General features: G+C 59.7%; 14 protein-coding genes and 1 tRNA gene. 6 read left to right on the forward strand and 9 right to left on the reverse strand.

Translation table 11 applies throughout. From position 1 onward, the window contains the following. Positions 1-20: 20 nt before the first annotated feature. The 5 genes from B9A23_RS17375 to B9A23_RS17395 all read right to left on the reverse strand — a co-directional run bounded on the left by B9A23_RS17375 (position 21) and on the right by B9A23_RS17395 (position 5,569). Positions 21-1,076, reverse strand: coding sequence for an amidohydrolase family protein (locus tag B9A23_RS17375; protein ID WP_084280316.1), 1,056 nt, complete (start codon positions 1,074-1,076; stop codon positions 21-23). Positions 1,077-1,113: 37 nt separating this feature from the next. Continuing rightward, positions 1,114-1,788, reverse strand: a complete 675-nt coding sequence (locus B9A23_RS17380; RefSeq protein ID WP_084280318.1) for a DUF2490 domain-containing protein — start codon at positions 1,786-1,788, stop codon at positions 1,114-1,116. An 88-nt stretch (positions 1,789-1,876) separates the two neighbouring features. Continuing rightward, the gene (locus tag B9A23_RS17385; RefSeq protein ID WP_084280320.1) at positions 1,877-3,307 is read right to left on the reverse strand and encodes an NAD-dependent succinate-semialdehyde dehydrogenase; all 1,431 of its coding nucleotides are present in this window, start codon (positions 3,305-3,307) and stop codon (positions 1,877-1,879) included. Between the two features lie 57 nt (positions 3,308-3,364). Continuing rightward, positions 3,365-4,105: a nuclear transport factor 2 family protein gene (locus B9A23_RS17390; protein ID WP_084280341.1), complete on the reverse strand. Its 741-nt coding sequence runs from the start codon at positions 4,103-4,105 to the stop codon at positions 3,365-3,367. Positions 4,106-4,177: 72 nt separating this feature from the next. Beyond that, positions 4,178-5,569: an MFS transporter gene (locus B9A23_RS17395; protein WP_084280321.1), complete on the reverse strand. Its 1,392-nt coding sequence runs from the start codon at positions 5,567-5,569 to the stop codon at positions 4,178-4,180. A 160-nt stretch (positions 5,570-5,729) separates the two neighbouring features. Between B9A23_RS17395 and B9A23_RS17400 the strand changes: the two genes are divergently transcribed. Both B9A23_RS17400 and B9A23_RS17405 read left to right on the forward strand, forming a co-directional pair. After that, a complete protein-coding gene (locus B9A23_RS17400) occupies positions 5,730-6,650 on the forward strand; it encodes an SDR family NAD(P)-dependent oxidoreductase (protein ID WP_084280322.1) in 921 nt (306 codons plus the stop codon). Next, positions 6,647-7,567 carry an SDR family NAD(P)-dependent oxidoreductase gene (locus B9A23_RS17405; protein ID WP_084280324.1) on the forward strand — a complete coding sequence of 307 codons (921 nt, stop codon included), beginning with the start codon at positions 6,647-6,649 and terminating at the stop codon, positions 7,565-7,567. Before B9A23_RS17400 ends, B9A23_RS17405 begins: the two co-directional genes overlap by 4 nt. Before the next feature lie 63 nt (positions 7,568-7,630). On the opposite strand, the gene B9A23_RS17410 is transcribed toward B9A23_RS17405, so the two are convergent. Together B9A23_RS17410 and B9A23_RS17415 are read right to left on the reverse strand one after the other, a co-directional pair. Then, on the reverse strand, positions 7,631-8,800 hold the full coding sequence (locus B9A23_RS17410) for an amino acid aminotransferase (protein ID WP_084280342.1): 1,170 nt from the start codon (positions 8,798-8,800) through the stop codon (positions 7,631-7,633). 125 nt (positions 8,801-8,925) lie between these two features. Beyond that, complete coding sequence (locus B9A23_RS17415; RefSeq protein ID WP_254895171.1) at positions 8,926-9,690, reverse strand: DUF1134 domain-containing protein; 765 nt, start codon at positions 9,688-9,690, stop codon at positions 8,926-8,928. Positions 9,691-9,922: 232 nt separating this feature from the next. Between B9A23_RS17415 and B9A23_RS17420 the strand changes: the two genes are divergently transcribed. Both B9A23_RS17420 and B9A23_RS17425 read left to right on the forward strand, forming a co-directional pair. Continuing rightward, positions 9,923-10,015, forward strand: a tRNA-Ser gene (locus tag B9A23_RS17420). Between the two features lie 179 nt (positions 10,016-10,194). Beyond that, a complete protein-coding gene (locus B9A23_RS17425) occupies positions 10,195-11,418 on the forward strand; it encodes a tyrosine-type recombinase/integrase (protein WP_084280326.1) in 1,224 nt (407 codons plus the stop codon). Between the two features lie 218 nt (positions 11,419-11,636). Here the strand turns inward: B9A23_RS17425 and B9A23_RS17430 are convergent, their stop codons facing one another. After that, on the reverse strand, positions 11,637-12,797 hold the full coding sequence (locus B9A23_RS17430) for a hypothetical protein (protein WP_084280327.1): 1,161 nt from the start codon (positions 12,795-12,797) through the stop codon (positions 11,637-11,639). After that, positions 12,797-14,017, reverse strand: coding sequence for a hypothetical protein (locus B9A23_RS17435; protein WP_084280328.1), 1,221 nt, complete (start codon positions 14,015-14,017; stop codon positions 12,797-12,799). Before B9A23_RS17435 ends, B9A23_RS17430 begins: the two co-directional genes overlap by 1 nt. A 522-nt stretch (positions 14,018-14,539) precedes the next feature. Here B9A23_RS17435 and B9A23_RS17440 point away from each other — a divergent pair. Both B9A23_RS17440 and B9A23_RS17445 read left to right on the forward strand, forming a co-directional pair. Continuing rightward, positions 14,540-15,178 carry a hypothetical protein gene (locus tag B9A23_RS17440; RefSeq protein ID WP_084280330.1) on the forward strand — a complete coding sequence of 213 codons (639 nt, stop codon included), beginning with the start codon at positions 14,540-14,542 and terminating at the stop codon, positions 15,176-15,178. 147 nt (positions 15,179-15,325) lie between these two features. Then, positions 15,326-15,628 (forward strand): DUF3768 domain-containing protein, encoded by a 303-nt coding sequence (locus tag B9A23_RS17445; protein ID WP_139797531.1) that lies wholly within the window; start codon positions 15,326-15,328, stop codon positions 15,626-15,628. Positions 15,629-15,670 lie beyond the last annotated feature (42 nt).

Raw genomic sequence — 15,670 nt, forward strand, 5'->3', positions numbered from 1 at the left:
TCTCTCCCTGCGCCTGCGGATCACAGCTTGAACCACTTCTCCGCGTTGGTCTGGAAGAACTTCTTCTTGGTTTCGTCGCTCATGTCCATGGCGTCCATCGCGCGGACTTCGTCGGCAACGTACTGGTAGGGGTAATCCATCGCGTACATCACGCGGTCTTCGCCCATGACCTGCTGGCAGAACTTGATCGCCGGCTCCCAAGCCACGCCCGAATTTGTGACGAGGACGTTGGATTGCAGGTAGCCTTCGATGGTCTTCTTGAGCGGCTTCATGCGCTCGTAGCGCTGCGAGCGGACGCCGGCCTGGTGCATGTAATCGAGGCGATAGAGCCAGTACGGCAGCGCCTCGCCCATGTGGCCGACCATGATCTGCAAGCTGGGGTACTTGTCGAAGATGCCGATGGTGATGAGGCGCAGCAGGTGCATGCCGGTCTCCACGCCGAAGCCGAAGATGGCGCCATCAAGCCCGGCATCGAGCATCGGGCCGATCATCGCATCCGGAGATGTTGCCGGGTGGATGTAAAGCGGCTGATCGACTTCGACGAGGGCGCGGAAGATCGGGTCGAAGAACTCCTCGTCGAGGTAGCGCCCTTGCGTGTGGCTGTTGATCTGGATGCCCTTGAAGCCCAGTTCCTTCGCGCCGCGATGGATTTCGCGGGCAGACCATTCGGGGTCCTGCGGGGCGACAGTGCCCATGCCGATGTAGCGGTCCGGATGCTTCTCGCAAGCAGCGGCGAGCGTATCGTTGGCGCGGGTGGCGAGCGTCTTGGCCTCCTCGATATCCAGCAAAGGCTGGACACCGGGCGAGGTCAGCGCGAGGATCGCCTTGTCGATGCCGGTCGCATCCATGTCGGCGATGCGCCGATCACCGAGATCGAGCAGGCGCTCGAGAATTTGCGTGGCGCGCTCTGACGGGGACTGCGCATAGAAGCCCCAGAGCGAGACCATGCCCTTGTCCGCCGTGCCATCGCGGATCATGCGCAAATAAACGTCGATGATCTCGCGCGTGGCAAAGGCTTCTTCGGTGGCGATGCGCAGGTAGCCCTGTTCAGCACCGGTCTTGAGTTCTGTCGTCATGCAGGCTTCCTTCCCGGGGAAGGCAGCCTGCGGTCCATCACCTGCGGATGGTGAGCGACAGGCTGCCGATGTGGTTCATGCGATCGGGCACTTTGAAACGGTTGACGTACTGCCCCGAATATCCCGCCTCGATGGCAATGCCTTTCGAGATGGGCACGCCCACCCCGGCAAAGCCGCGCAACTGGTCGAACCCGGCGCGCTGGCCCCATGAGGTCGTGTCGAGATTGACGAAGGGTTCGGCCCAGACAATCGCGTTGAGGCCCTTGGCCACCGGCGTTTCGAGCCGGACCTGCTGGCGCAGGCGCCAGCCCATCCCTGAGCGGCCTTCGAGCCAGCGCTGTTCGAGACGGGTGCGCGAGGTCACCGTGCTCTTGCCGGGACCACCGACGACGCGAACCAGCGCCTGCTGGAACATGCGGTGCTCGTCGGTCGGCGTGCCATTCAACGGCTCCGTGCGGACATAGGCGTAGCCGAGGAACAGCGTGTCGCTGGGCGTGAAGCGATACCCAACGGCGGGACGCAACAGAACCTGCCCCAGCCGGTCCGCGCCGTCGGTAAAGCGCAATTGGACATCGGTGAAGAGCAGGACCTTCCGCCCGACCTCGATCGTCGAAAACTGGGCGAGCCAGACCTGTTCGTCCTCCTGCGCGGCCATGGCCGTGGCGGGGAGGCAGAGGCTGGCGGCGGCCAGCAGAAGACGCGTGCGCCGCATGGGAAACTCCGGGCAAGTGGGGATGTCCCTTGCGCGTTAATGTCGACACATTGCCCGGAGGTTTCCCGATCACGTCAAAGCCCGCCGATCAACCTTCGTGCACAGCCTTGGTGACCATGCAGGCGAGCACGCCTTCGGGGCCGTCTTCTGCCCCATGACCGGACCACTTCACGCCGCCGAACGGAGAGTCCGCGCCGCCAATCATGGTCGAATTGAGACCCAGCATGCCGGTCTCGATCTCGCGGGCGAGACGCTTCTGACGCGAGGCGCTTTCGGTCCAGGCATAGGCGGCGAGGCCATAGGGCAGGCGATTGGCTTCGGCGATCATCGCCTCTTCCCCGCCGAACGGGTTGATCAGTGCGACGGGGCCGAACGGCTCCTCGTTCATGATCGCCGCGTCCAGCGGGATTTCGGAAAGAACCGTGGGCGCGTAGAAGTAGCCAGCGTTGCCGATGCGCTCACCGCCGGTGTGGAGACGTGCACCGCGCGTGACGGCATCGCCGATCAGGCGGTCCATCGCTTCGGGGCGGCGGGCGTTGGCCATCGGCCCCATCTGCGAACCGTCCTCAAGACCGTTGCCGACCTTGATGCGCCCCACACGCTCGGCAAAGCCGTCGCGGAAGCGTTCGAAGACGTTCTCCTCAACGATGAAACGGGTAGGCGAGACACAAACCTGGCCGGCGTTGCGGTACTTCGACGCAGCCATCGTATCGAGCGCCCTGTCGACATCGGCATCGCCGAAGATCAGGACCGGGCCGTGGCCGCCCAGTTCCATGGTCGTGCGCAGCATGTTGTCGGCGGCAAGGCGCATGAGGTGCTTGCCGACGACGGTCGAGCCGGTGAACGACAGCTTGCGGATGACCGGTGAGCCAAGCAGGTGTCGGCTGACCTCGTCCGGCACACCGAACACGGCCTGCGCGACTTCCTTGGGCAGGCCGGCATCAAGCAGGCACTGGAGAACGCCGAGCGCGGAAGCGGGCGTTTCCTCGGCTGCCTTGAGGATGACCGAGCAACCGGCAGCGATCGGCGCGCCGAGCTTGCGCCCCGGATTGCCGAGCGGGAAGTTCCACGGCGCGAAGGCAGCAACAGGGCCGACCGGTTCGTGCGTGATCGTGCCGCGCTGTCCGGCAGGGCGGACGAGCGTGCGGCCATAGATGCGGAAGACTTCGCCGGCGTAGAAGTTGAACAGGCCGACGTTCATCAGGACTTCGATGCGCGCCTCGGGAAGGGTCTTGCCCTCTTCCATCGTGGCGATGCGCGCGAGGTCCTCCTGTCGCTCCAGCATCAGGCGGGCCGCGCCCTGCAGCACGGCGGCGCGCTGCTGCGGGGTGCTGTCGCGCCAGATGCGGAAGCCCTTTGCCGCGACTTCGAGCGCGCGATCGAGATCGGCGGGTTCGGCCAGCGGCAGTTCGCCGATGGTCTCGCCCGTGGCGGGATTGACGACGGCGTGGGTGCGGCGGCCTTCGCCCTGCACGCGCTGGCCATCGATGATCATGTGAAGCGAAGGATAAGTGGTCATTGCAATTCCATGGTTGCCGACGGGGGCCGGGAGGAGATGGCCCCCGCCAGCATTCGTTTAGCCGCGCGCGTTCTCGCGGTCGATGTCACCCTGCCAGCGCTGGGCGACCATTTCCTCACCCGTGACCGGGTGCTTCATGTGGAATGGGTTCAGCTTGTGCGTAGGCCACAGCCAATGATCGGTGATCAGCTCGTCAGGCCCGGTCGGATCTTCCGGGAAGGTGACCTTGGGGAACGGCACGTATTCGTGCGGTGTGTTGGCCCAGCCATGTTCGAAATCGGCGTGCCAGATCGGCATGTAGTTGAGGATGTGCATCCGCCATACGCCGTCCACCTTCTTGTAGGTGTTCTCGTAGATGCCGCCTTCCCACCACTGCCGCGCCTTGAGGTGCGGGGCATCGCCTTCGTAGTCCTTGTGACGGCCAGCCTGCATCATCGAGCGGGCGCGGCCCAGTGCGGTGACGCCATCGGGTTGGATATTGATGATGTCCTGCAACTGCGGGTGATCGAGCAGGAAGCCATCGATCGGGCCATTGTTGCCGTAAGTGAAGCGCTTCTGGAAGCGTTCGACATAGAGACGGCGGACGCCTTCCTTGCCCTTCCACACGCCGCCGAAGAAGCGCACTTCGCCATCGTCGGTGAACAGGTCGACCGTCTCGTTATACATGCACTTGTCGATCAAATAACCATAGAGGTGCTGCAGCTTGCGGATATCAAGCTCATCCTCGCGCACCGTCAGGCGCTTTTCGAGATCGGCAAGCCGGCTTTCCAGCGCGGCAATCTGGCTGTCATCGGACACGTCCAACTCCCTTATATTTTGGCATCTATTTTGTAAGTCTTACTAACAATCTGACGGGCCTTGACGATGCTGTCAACGTCCCATTGCCTCAAGTCGTTCGACTTCTTCGCGATAGGGGCGGATTGCGCGGAACATCAGGAAAGTGGCGAGCGGCATGAGCAGGCTGGCAGTGATCAGCAGCGCCTTCCACAACTGGGTAGGATCGCCGATCAGCACGTCCTGCACCTTGCCGACGACATAACTGCCCATGGCGCCGAAGAAGGTGAACATGAACAGGTAGAAGGCCGTGACCTGCCCGCGCATGTCGTTAGGCGCAACGCGTTGGACGGCGGCGTTCTGCGGCACGGCGCCGGCAATGCCGAACATTCCTGAAAGGCCGAACATGATCAGCGAACCCCATGCCGTCGGCATGAGGATGGCAGTTATCGTGCAGACGGTGACGCCGGCCGCGCAACAGGTGGCGGCGCGAACGTTGGCGTCCTTGTAACGCTTGGCCAGCCATTCGACGAAGACGCCGCCGAGAAGCAGGCCGGAGAGCGAGGCGATCAGTATGGTGACGCCGAGCGCCGCACCGATCTGCCCTTCATTCCAGCCGAACGTGCGGATCATGAAAGGCACGCGCCAGAACTGCAGACCGAAGGTCTCGACCGCGCTCAGCGCCAGTGCGCCGAACAGCGGATAATAGACGCGCGGCTTGGCGTTGATCGCGCGGAACGCGTCGACGCCCATGAAAGTCAGCACCTTGCGGCCGAACGACGCATCGACCGGAACCATCGGCGCGTCAGCCGCCGGCGCCATGCGCGGGGGTTCCTTGATCGTCAGGAACAGCAGGCCGACAAGCAGCGAAGGGATACCCATGAAGATGAGGATCCACTGCCATCCGAGAATCGTCAGCGGGCCAAGCTGTGTCGGTCCCCATGGTGCCGTCATCATCACCAGCATGCCGCCGATAAGCGGACCGAGGGTGGTGCCGCCGATGAAACCGAACTGCAGCAGGGCGAAGGCGCGCGTGAGCTTCCTCGGCGGAAAAGCGTCAGCCAGCAGCGAGTAGGACGCGGGCGCATGGGCCGAGCCACCCGCGGCGAGGAAAACGCGGCTGCCAACGAACTGGCCGAAGCTCTGGGCAAGGCCGCCCGCCGAGATGATCAGGCCAACCAGTGCGGCGCCTGCACCCAGCACATACTTGCGCGGGTAGATGTCGGCCAGGCGCGCAAGCGGGATACCAACGAAAAGATAGCAGATGATGCTGGCAGGCCCGGCAAGAAATCCCAGCTGCGAATCGGTGAGACCGAAATCGTGCTTGATCCGCTCGGCCAGCATCCCGAAAGTGATGGCATCGAAAAAGGTCAGGAATGTCGCCAGAATAATGACGGTAAGCGCCCAGTAGGCCGCCCGGGGCGGATGTTCTGCGCGATCCTGCTGAACGCCGGTCTCGGGAATTGCCGTGACTGCGACACCTGCCATGTGCTCTCCTCTCTCGCTTCAGCAGTCCCTTCACGGACCTTTTCGATGCAGCGATATTGTTAGTCTTGCATACAAATTCGCGCTGGTGAATACACAAGCTGAAAAATGATTCCCCGCCATCGGAGCGTGGCGGCGAACGACGAGGAATGGAGAGGATCTGATGCAAAATCTGCCGGGCAAGACAGCATTCGTGACGGGCGGCGCCAGCGGCATCGGCCTCGGCATTGCCAAGGCGCTGCTTGGCGCGGGGATGAACGTGACCATTGCCGACATCCGCCAGGATCATCTCGATTCGGCGGTCGCAGAACTGGATGGCGGCGAACGCGTGCTGGCAGTGAAGCTGGACGTGACCAACCGCGAGCAGTTTGCCGCCGTGGCAGATGCAGTCGAGGCGAAGTTCGACAAGATCCACATTCTGGTCAACAACGCAGGCGTTGCCGTCGTCGGGCCGACGGAACTGGCGACCTTTGCCGACTGGGACTGGGTCATGGGCGTGAATGTGGGCGGCACTGTCAATGGCATCGTCACGATGCTGCCGCGCATTCTGGCGCATGGCGAAGGCGGACACATCGTCTGCACCGCATCGATGAGCGCACTTGTGCCGGTGGGCGGTACGACGATCTATTCGTCGGGCAAGGCGGCGGTCACTTCGATGATGGAGTGCATGCGGCCCGAGCTCGAGCCACGCGGCGTGATCTGCAGCGCGTTCTGCCCCGGCGCCGTGCAATCGAACATTGCCGATGCGGCCAAGACCCGGCCCGCCGACCTTGCAGACACTGGTTATGCCGAAGCCGACAAGCGCCGTGCATCGGGCGGCAACTTCATGCACCTGTACCAGACCAAGGAGCAGGTCGGGCAGCGCGTGCTCGAGGGCATCCTCAATGACGAGCTCTACATCCTGACCCACTCCGAGTTCCTGACCGGCGTGGAAGAGCGCGGGCTTGCGACCACCGCAGCGGTGCAGACCCACCTGCCCGAGAACCCGGAATACAAGCAGACCTTCGCCATGCTGTTCCGCAACCCGGCGATCACCGAGGAAATCGCCCGGCAGAACACGCTGAAGGAAGGGCGCGCCAAGTGAAGGACTTCGCAGGGCGTACAGCCTTCGTCACCGGGGGCGCGAATGGCGTGGGCATCGGGCTGGTGCGCCAGTTGCTGAACGAGGGTTGCAAGGTCGCCATTGCCGACATCCGTCAGGATTCGATCGACAAGGCGCTCGCATCCCTGGACAATCGCGAGGTCATGGGCGTGCAGCTCGACGTGGCCAGCCGCGATGGCTTCATGGCCGCGGCGGACGAGGTCGAGGCGAAGTTCGGGCCGGTTTCAATCCTGTGCAACAATGCGGGCGTGAACCTTTTCCAGCCGATCGAGGAATCCTCATACGACGACTGGGACTGGCTGCTTGGCGTCAACCTCCATGGCGTTATCAACGGGGTGATGACCTTCGTGCCGCGCATGGTGGAGCGCGTGAAGGCGGGCGAGCAGAAGGGCGGGCACGTCGTCAATACCGCGTCGATGGCAGCTTTCCTCGCCGCAGGCAGCCCCGGCATCTACAACACGACCAAATTTGCAGTGCGCGGGCTTTCGGAATCGCTGCACTATTCGCTGCTGAAGTACCAGATCGGCGTCTCGGTGCTCTGCCCGGGTCTTGTGAAAAGCTACATCTATGCCAGCGACGAAGTGCGGCCCGATGCGCTGAAGGGCGCGATGAAGCCGGTTGACCCAACGGCGGTGGAGCGTCTGCAGGGCCTGCACGAATTCGGCATGGAGCCTGACGTTATCGGCGCGCGCGTGATCGAGGCGATGAAGGCCAATCGCCTGCACATCTTCTCGCACCCCGACCACAAGGATGAGGTGCGCGAGATCTTCGACGAGATCATCGCCGAGTATCAGGACTATCCCAAGGACGCCGGCTATGACCGGCGCGTGGCCTTCGAGAAGTTCCGAGCCGACGGTTTTGCCGAGACGCGGCGGCAATCAAGGGCGGCGGATTTCTGAAGGCAAACGAAAAGGGCGGAGCCGCGAGGCCCCGCCCTTTCTCGTCCAGCCGGGCGTGCCGCCTCAGGCGACGTCGCGCAGGGCTTCTACGAACTTGTCGATGTTACCGGTAGTGAGGCCCGCGATGTTGATGCGGCCCGAACCTGCCATGTAGACGCCGTGCTTTTCGCGGATGGCGAGGATCTGTTCGCCGTTCAGCGGCAGCATCGAGAACAGGCCGTTCTGCACGCCCAATGGCGCCATGCTGATCGGGCCGACCTGCTGCGCCGAGGCAAGGCGATCGCGCACCCAGCGCATGCGGTCGCGCATCTCGTCGAGCTCGGCCAGCCACATCGCGGTCAGGCTTTCGTCGGCAAGGATGAGGCGGACGGCGGCCGCGCCATGATCGGGCGGCATCGACCACGAAGCGCGGGCAATCGTCGCGCCGTTGGCCATGGCGTTGGCAAGCGCGGTGGCATCGGACGTGACGGCGTAGAACGCGCCGACGCGATCGCGATAGAGGCCGAAGTTCTTGTCGCACGAATAGGCTACGAGGGCTTCGGGGACTACCGAAAGAACCTTGCGCAGGCCATAGGCATCGGCTTCCATGCCCGCGCCCAGGCCCTGGTAGGCAAGGTCGAGGATGGGCAGCACGTTGCGCTCGACCAGAAGCGGCGCGATCTCGTCCCACTGCGCTTCGGTGTAATCGACGCCGGTCGGGTTGTGGCAGCAGCCGTGGAGCAGCACGGCATCGCCCGCCTCGGCTCCGGCCAGCGCAGCCTTCAGCGCATCGAGATCGGCAAAACCATCGGCGGTCATGTGGCTGAAGGTCTTCAGTTCCATGCCTGCTGCGGCGATGATCTGCGCATGGTTGGGCCACGAGGGCGTACCCATCCACACGCGCTTGACGCCTGAACGCTTGGCCACCTCGATGGCAAGACGCACAGCGCCGGTGCCGCCCGGTGCCTGCATGCCTTCAACCTTCGAACGGTCGAAGTCCGTGCCGAAAACATAGGGGATCAGCGCGTGGACGAAGCCCATGTCGCCTTCAGGACCGAGGTAGGCCTTGGAATCCTGCGTTTCGAGCAACTTGGCCTCCGCAGCCTTCATCGCCTTGAACACCGGGGTATCGCCTTCGGAAGTCCGATAGACGCCGACGCCGAGGTCGATCTTGTCGGCGCGCGGATCGGCATTGTGGAGCTTGATCAGCGCCAGAAGTGCGTCGGCGGGCTGAGCGGCAAGATTTTCGAGCATGAGGCCTTCCTTTGCGGGGAGCAAATAGCGGCGGCTCCATGCCGCCGGAAAGCCTCGGGAGCAACCCCCGCATAACAATAATACGGTATGCGCTCAGGTTTTCGTACGGAAGTTGCCGAAATGGCTCAGAACGGCATCCAGTTCTGCTTCTTCGAAAACTTCATGTAGCCGCCATTGATGCCAAGGCGCAGACCCGCCCCCGATCGCACGGGAATCAGCACGACATCGCCCTTGCGCAGATAGCTGACATGGAACCCGCCCACGAGATAGGCTTGCCCCTCACCGGCCGGGAAACGCTTGTAGAGCTCTTCGCTGTCATAGAGGTTGTAGACCAGCACGAAGGTGCTGGCAGCATTTGCTCCGACGTCGAAACCGATGGAGGGACCAGTCCAGTACACCGGGCGCTCGCCCTCTACCTTGTGGTGAAGCGTGCCCGAACCGTAGCGCACGCCAACGACCAGTGCGCCGCCAGCTTCACGCCCGACGATGTAGGCATTGGGCTCACCCTGCTTCTTGAGCAGGTCCTTGATGATGTCGGCAAGGCCGGCTGCACCCTTGCCGAAGACACCCTCGGCCGCGCCGATAAGGTCATCGTCCTTGTAGGTGCTGCCCGAAGACGCTGCCGCAGCCGCCGCTTGCTGCGCCGGGAAGGTTTCCGCAGGAGCCGGCGGCGGGGCATCGGCAGGAAGCGCGGGCAGGCTGCCGGCCTCGGCCCCTGCAGGCGCTGCTGCCGGCGTTGACGGCGGCGGCGAAGTTGGCGCGGCCTGGCCCTGTTGCGGCACGAGATCGCCATCGATCGCGGCGTTGGGGTCTATCGTCTGGACCTGCGCATGGGCACTTGCACCCACAAGCGACAGGCTCGCCACGAAGCCAACGGCGATCGCGCGCATCTTAGAAAATCGTGAAGTCATAATCCGTCCGTCCGATCCCGCGCTTCAGCGCTCCCCCGCAGGGCTAACAGAATCGAACCCTGCCCGCGCCACAATGAACCGTCGATGAGCCGAGTCCGAAACGCGCCGAAGTGCTTTTCCAAAGCTTTTGCAGACCTCGCAAGTTTTTGCCCGAGAGCCCCTTGCCGCCCCCTACAACCCTCGTTATAGCGCCCCCTCGCCGCTGCGATCCGGAGACGTGGGTGAGTGGCTGAAACCAACGGTTTGCTAAACCGTCGTACTGGTAAATCCGGTACCGAGGGTTCGAATCCCTCCGTCTCCGCCAGATCAAGTTTTGCAGCGAGCTTTCACGAACTAAGGTGAACGCTAGAAAGCCCGGGTTTCCCGGGCTTTCTTGTGTGCGTGGAGTTCATAGCAGTTCGCCGAAAGTCGCTTCAAGCCTTGCAAAATTTATGACCAGAATTTCTTGAACTTCTCCGATTCGACGCTATTGAAGCGAAAATCATGCCCTCGCACGCGCGTAACAAACTTTCAGCTCGGCAGGTGCTGTCACTCACCAAACCGAACATCTATTCCGATGGCGGGGGACTTTATCTGCGCGTCCGTGCGACAGGCCGGTCTTGGATATTCATCGGAACGCTGAAGCAAGGTGGCAATCTTAGGATAAAGGGAACCGGCAACGGTGAGCGCATAGAACTCGGATTGGGATCGGCTCTTGACGTTAGCTTGGCGAAGGCGCGGGAAAAGGCAGCGGAAATTCGCACCATGCTGCTCGACGGTATTGATCCGCGCGCTGAGCGTTTAAAGCCAAAAGCCCAGGGGCTGCACGCCGCAACGTTTGGTTCTTTTGCCATGGACCTGGTCGACGACATTGAGGAAGGCTTCAAGAATCCGAAGCATCGGCAGCAGTGGCGCAACACGCTTAAAACATACGCAGAGCCGCTTTTTAGAACTCCCATCGATCAAGTGACGACCGAGCAAATCCTTGCCGTTCTTCAGCCGATCTGGTTGAGCAAAGCCGAAACTGCCTCGCGTCTTCGAGGGCGCATTGAGCGAGTTCTCGACGCCGCTAAGGTCAAAGGACTGCGCACAGGCGAGAATCCGGCGCGAGGCCGCGGCCATCTCGATTTGCTGTTGCCCAAGCGAAGCAAGGCAGCGGTTAAGCACCACCCGGCCCTTCCGTTTGCAGAAATTGCCACCTTCATGGCCAGACTCAGCGAGCGACCTGCCGTTGCCGCAAGAGCACTCGAGTTTACCATTCTGACTGCGGCGCGGTCTGGCGAGTCGCGTGGCATGACTTGGGGCGAGGTCGACCTCCAGAACAAACTTTGGACCGTACCAGCGGGGCGCATGAAGGCCCAAGCCGAGCATCAAGTTCCGCTAAGCAATGCTGCCATGGTGATCCTTCACGCCATGCATGTAGACAATTTAAAGCCGATGGATTTTGTTTTTCCTGCTCCACGCGGCGGCTCGCTCTCTGACATGGCGCTCTCGCAGCTGCTCAAGAGGATGGAATACTCGCACATCACGGTGCATGGATTCCGCTCGACTTTTCGTGACTGGGCGGGCGAAAAGACCCAGTTTGGGCGCGAAGAAGTAGAAATGGCACTTGCGCACACTGTCGCATCATCCGTGGAACGTGCCTACCGGCGCGGACGGGCCTTGGAAAAGCGACGTGAGCTGATGGCAGCATGGGCTGCATACTGCTCGTTGACAGCACAGTTTTAAGGCATTTTTTTGCCCTCGATACTTCACCCTCACTTTGGATTCTAGTCGAACGGGATCACCTGCCACGCTACCGGCTGGAGGCCCAGAATGGAACTTTCTCGTTATCGACCGGCTACCGCGTCCACTTCAGCTTCAATCAGAACCGGAACTCCTTACTTAATGGCAAAGGCGACCGGACTGGATCAACGCTGGCCGGCTAGCGGTCGGCAGCGATCTATTCAAAATACTATAGCTTCCTGAGCTTGCTCTTCGTCTTTAGCTAACGACCAAATTTTTGATAGATCCGGCTCAAACAAGTTTGACGTAAGCTCAAGACATACTTCGCGAAGGGTATCATTCAGAGACGGAAGGTAATCATTCGGAGTTCGAATGAGCTTTATCTGATCATGAACTACAACGTTTCTGACGCTGTATAGGAGGAAGTCCCAGGTTTCCTGACCCGTTAGTTTCTCGCCCAAATCCTTTAAAAGATCGCGACATGTGACAGCCAAGGCATCCAGCGCCGCTCGATTGACGGTCGGATGAAGGCAGTGCGCGGCTAGGATACCAAGACGAGATCGGTCGGCAGTGATCGCCGAAAGCCTCTTTTTAAGCCGCCACGAAGACATCTCCATCCCAAGCAGCGCTCTCAGGCTCCACGAATATACCTTCTCGATTGAGTATTCGATGAGCTGGTATAGCCTCAGAAATCGGCCTGCCTCAGATGTGTCGGCGTCTGACTGCCTTAAAAGTTGGAAAATGACCTCAATATCTTCGTCAAGTACCGGAGAAAGTGCCGCCAATCTAACGGAGGCAGAAAACTTGTCCTCTGCGAAAAACTTCCGGTCACGCTCATATCGATCCAAGATTGTGATGCCCTGCGAAAGCAGCATTAGCTTAAACTGCTCAACACGCACCCCAGCGTCGTCCAAATTCTGCAAGCCCGCAACCACTATCGAAAGGTTGTCCGGAAACAATTCATCCGGGAAAACACGCCGATCACGAAGTACATCAATCGACGCATCTGGAGCAAAATTGGCAATATTTGAAAGATTGATCAATTTGTGGAACGCAACTCGAGCGTACCTCTTCTGCCAGTCGCCTTCAATGTCCGCCTCCCCCCGAAAAAAGGTCATAGGAAACACATATCCCAGGCTCGCATGGGTTCCGCGCATTTGTAACTTGGAGACCTGAGCTTCGCCAGAATAGCCAGTCAGGCAAAAGGCAAAAAAGTATAAGTTGACATCGCGCAGGTCGATATCTGGGAGCTTATGCATGACCTCAAAAATAGGCAGTTCTGAAGATTTAATCTCCGCGTTAGGCCCGGAAAAGCTTATTTCAAGACGCAGATTAGCGGCTTCGTCTGCCGATAGGCCAAACGCAGACAAAGTATTGGCCATTATGCGTACATCATCTCATAATCGGTCTGTGCTTTTAGCCAACACATCGAGAGATCAAGATAGGTATCGCTGCCAGGTAGGAGCAACGCGCGCATAGCAAATTGAAAATATGCCCGTTGCGCATCGCCAATTTTCTTTGCTCTTTGAGCGATTTCATTGAGAATCGTGAGCAGTTGATCGAATGCGACCGTCGGCTCACCCGAAAATTCAAGTCCTGGAAGAACCGCGGCAATGTCTTCAAGTTGAGCATAAGCGCCGTTCGATACGAGCCTTTTGCATTCTGCACCGAACCCCGACATGGCCTGCGGTCGGGCGAAAATGGAAGACACGCTTGCTCCAAACGGCCGGGTGATCGCGTCACCATCATCTTCGGGTTGGTATGCCCATGCGCCGGACAATTCGTCGACGCGCGAAACAAAATCGTGATACATGAGCAAAAGTGTGCGCATATCGTCCGCACCAGGACTGTACGAATAGCGCTCCAAGAAGTCCATCTCACGCAGCTCACCAACCAAGGCTTGCCGGTCGTATGGCATGGGAGTTCCAGTGGAAAATGCATAAAACATATCGATTACATCGGTATATTTATATCTTCCGGCACCTCTCGCGCGCTTTTCCTCCACCTCCTTCAGGACAGTTATACCATTCGGGAGATCGCTATTGTCGATGTAGTCGTAATACAAAATTTCTAACTGATGCCGGAAAGACATGGGTGTTTGGCCCGTGTTCAACGTAAGCATCCGGTACAAGATGCCGGCCTTCGAAAGGCCAGCGTAAATTTCAACACGAATTATCTGATTGATAAATGCTAGATTTTCGTCGGCCACACGATTTGCGGAAATGCCTTCAATCGTAAGCGATCGCTGGAGACCATCTAAAATGAGTAGCTCATTGTCCGCCATCGCCCGTTCGACGATGGCATCGAGAGCTTCCCACTTGTCATAAGCTGGCCCCGCCTGGATTGCCTCCTTCACGAGGTCATCCAATTCACGGCCATAGCTATCTGTCAGCGCAAGAATAATTGGCGGCATAATGCAGCCGTTTAGAAGATCTTTGCGAAGTAAATCGTAGGTCTTTCCTGCACTTTTTACCTTTTTCCGCTGATATTCGTTTTTGTGAATTACTTCAGGAGCGAATCGAAGATACTCGCCTATTGTCATCTCAACGCCGATGTTTACACCCATGATTTTGCGGTCGATCAGATGAGAATAAAACTTCACTGTGGCGCCTCCAATTACTCAGCAGAGCGTAGCGTGACTTTTTTGTCTGTGAAACCCCCCTAGCCCTATGATCCGAATGGCTGCTTCAGGTGCAACCAGCCGCACACGTTTTGATGCGCGATTTTCGAGGTCTACAGAAAGTGAGACTGAATACTTTTGTTCGCTCCCGCCGAATCAGCGCTTGTGGGGCGCGAAAATTCTGTAGTTTGCTGGTTTTGTAAGTAGCTGAGGCGCTTCGGAAAACCGGCCATTTTTGACTTTTCGGCGTGATTCCAGTAACATGTCGTTGCGTCAGGCGCTTTTTCACTGTCTTTGCCAAGAAAAGGCAACACGGAGATTTTGTTGGGCGCAATCTCGAAGACGGGTGTCCGTAAAGGGGATGGTCGGGTTGTCCTGACCGGATGATTGCGTGTGTCGGCGGTTCGGGTGGTTCCCTGTGCCCTACGCGCGCTGCTGCAAGACCGGTGCCGTGCCGGAGGAGGTCCCCTTTGCGGGCTCCACCTCTGCACAAGGACTGATTTTATGAACCACGAACAGCGCACCAAGATTTCCAACCAGCTCGATCCTGAATGGGCAGCACGGGTCGTTCGCACGATCGGCCAGATCGAGGCTGATTTCTACCACGCCGCCAATCACCTGAGCGAGCGCCTCATGACCGAGGGCGCGTTGGCAATCGAGAAGTTGGTCAAATCGCCTTGGGCCATGGTCGAGAACGAATGGACGCCGCAGGTGTTGTGCCCGGAATGGAAGATGCTGCGCGGCGTCGGCACCGGCGACATGTGGCTCGAAGTGTCCGAGATCTCCGCCGACGAGGAAGATAACGAGCACACCTGGATCGCAGCAGCAACGAGAGCCGGCCCCACGCAACTGTGCGTCGAACTCATGTTTCGGCGCGGACTTCAAGATGCCGCAGAGCAGATCATCAGCGACGAGAAGGCGATTGCCGCTCTGATCAAGCAAGGTTTCATGCGCGACGAGGCCAGCATGGCACTTTATATCCCAATCATCATTCCAGCCGAAAAACTGGCGCAAGGCTTCGAGCAGAATGACCTGACGCCGGTCGCAGAGCCGTTCAGCAAAGCCATGGCGCAAGCCATCATTGCCAAGCCCGCGCTCGACAAGCTGCTTGAGCAGGTGCGCGCCGGCGCCAAGCGCGCTTAACGCAAAAACGCTTCGTGAAGCTCACCTGTCTTTACAGCTGACAGGCGCAGCTTCTCGAAGCGCCTTTCCAAAAATCCTCCCTGCCCAGCCTGCCGATGCGATCATTCGCGTCGCGATGGTGGCTGCGCGACTAACAGGACAACTGCCATGCCTAAATCCAATGGTTCCAGCGTGCTCAGAGCCGAGGCGATAGCCTTGCTCAACGATAGCCTGCGTAAAACCCAAACCGGGGGCAGCGTGATGATCACGCAGAACCTTCGGCGCGTCACTGGCTTTGATCCGGTCGTCTTAGCCAAGGCGCTGGCCGACTACACCGACTTCGATCCCGACAGTGATCCGCATGGCGAACGCGACTTCGGCAACATGATCTTGTGGGGCTACGATCTGATTTGGAAGATCGACTTGTATGATCCGGGCCTTGTCAAGATACCATTGAACGGTTCCTTTTGATGATGGGCTGGGGGCCCCCACACGCAATGCTCAAGGATTGGC

Source organism: Novosphingobium sp. B1 (genome assembly GCF_900176395.1).
Classification (GTDB): domain Bacteria; phylum Pseudomonadota; class Alphaproteobacteria; order Sphingomonadales; family Sphingomonadaceae; genus Novosphingobium.

Coding starts and splice junctions, on each gene's coding strand:
- B9A23_RS17375 (WP_084280316.1), bottom strand. CDS start 1,076: ATGACGACAGAACTCAAGACCGGTGCTGAACAGGGCTACCTGCGCATC.
- B9A23_RS17440 (WP_084280330.1), top strand. CDS start 14,540: ATGAACCACGAACAGCGCACCAAGATTTCCAACCAGCTCGATCCTGAA.
- B9A23_RS17445 (WP_139797531.1), top strand. CDS start 15,326: ATGCCTAAATCCAATGGTTCCAGCGTGCTCAGAGCCGAGGCGATAGCC.
- B9A23_RS17415 (WP_254895171.1), bottom strand. CDS start 9,690: ATGCGCGCGATCGCCGTTGGCTTCGTGGCGAGCCTGTCGCTTGTGGGT.
- B9A23_RS17385 (WP_084280320.1), bottom strand. CDS start 3,307: ATGACCACTTATCCTTCGCTTCACATGATCATCGATGGCCAGCGCGTG.
- B9A23_RS17430 (WP_084280327.1), bottom strand. CDS start 12,797: ATGGCCAATACTTTGTCTGCGTTTGGCCTATCGGCAGACGAAGCCGCT.
- B9A23_RS17425 (WP_084280326.1), top strand. CDS start 10,195: ATGCCCTCGCACGCGCGTAACAAACTTTCAGCTCGGCAGGTGCTGTCA.
- B9A23_RS17410 (WP_084280342.1), bottom strand. CDS start 8,800: ATGCTCGAAAATCTTGCCGCTCAGCCCGCCGACGCACTTCTGGCGCTG.
- B9A23_RS17395 (WP_084280321.1), bottom strand. CDS start 5,569: ATGGCAGGTGTCGCAGTCACGGCAATTCCCGAGACCGGCGTTCAGCAG.
- B9A23_RS17380 (WP_084280318.1), bottom strand. CDS start 1,788: ATGCGGCGCACGCGTCTTCTGCTGGCCGCCGCCAGCCTCTGCCTCCCC.
- B9A23_RS17400 (WP_084280322.1), top strand. CDS start 5,730: ATGCAAAATCTGCCGGGCAAGACAGCATTCGTGACGGGCGGCGCCAGC.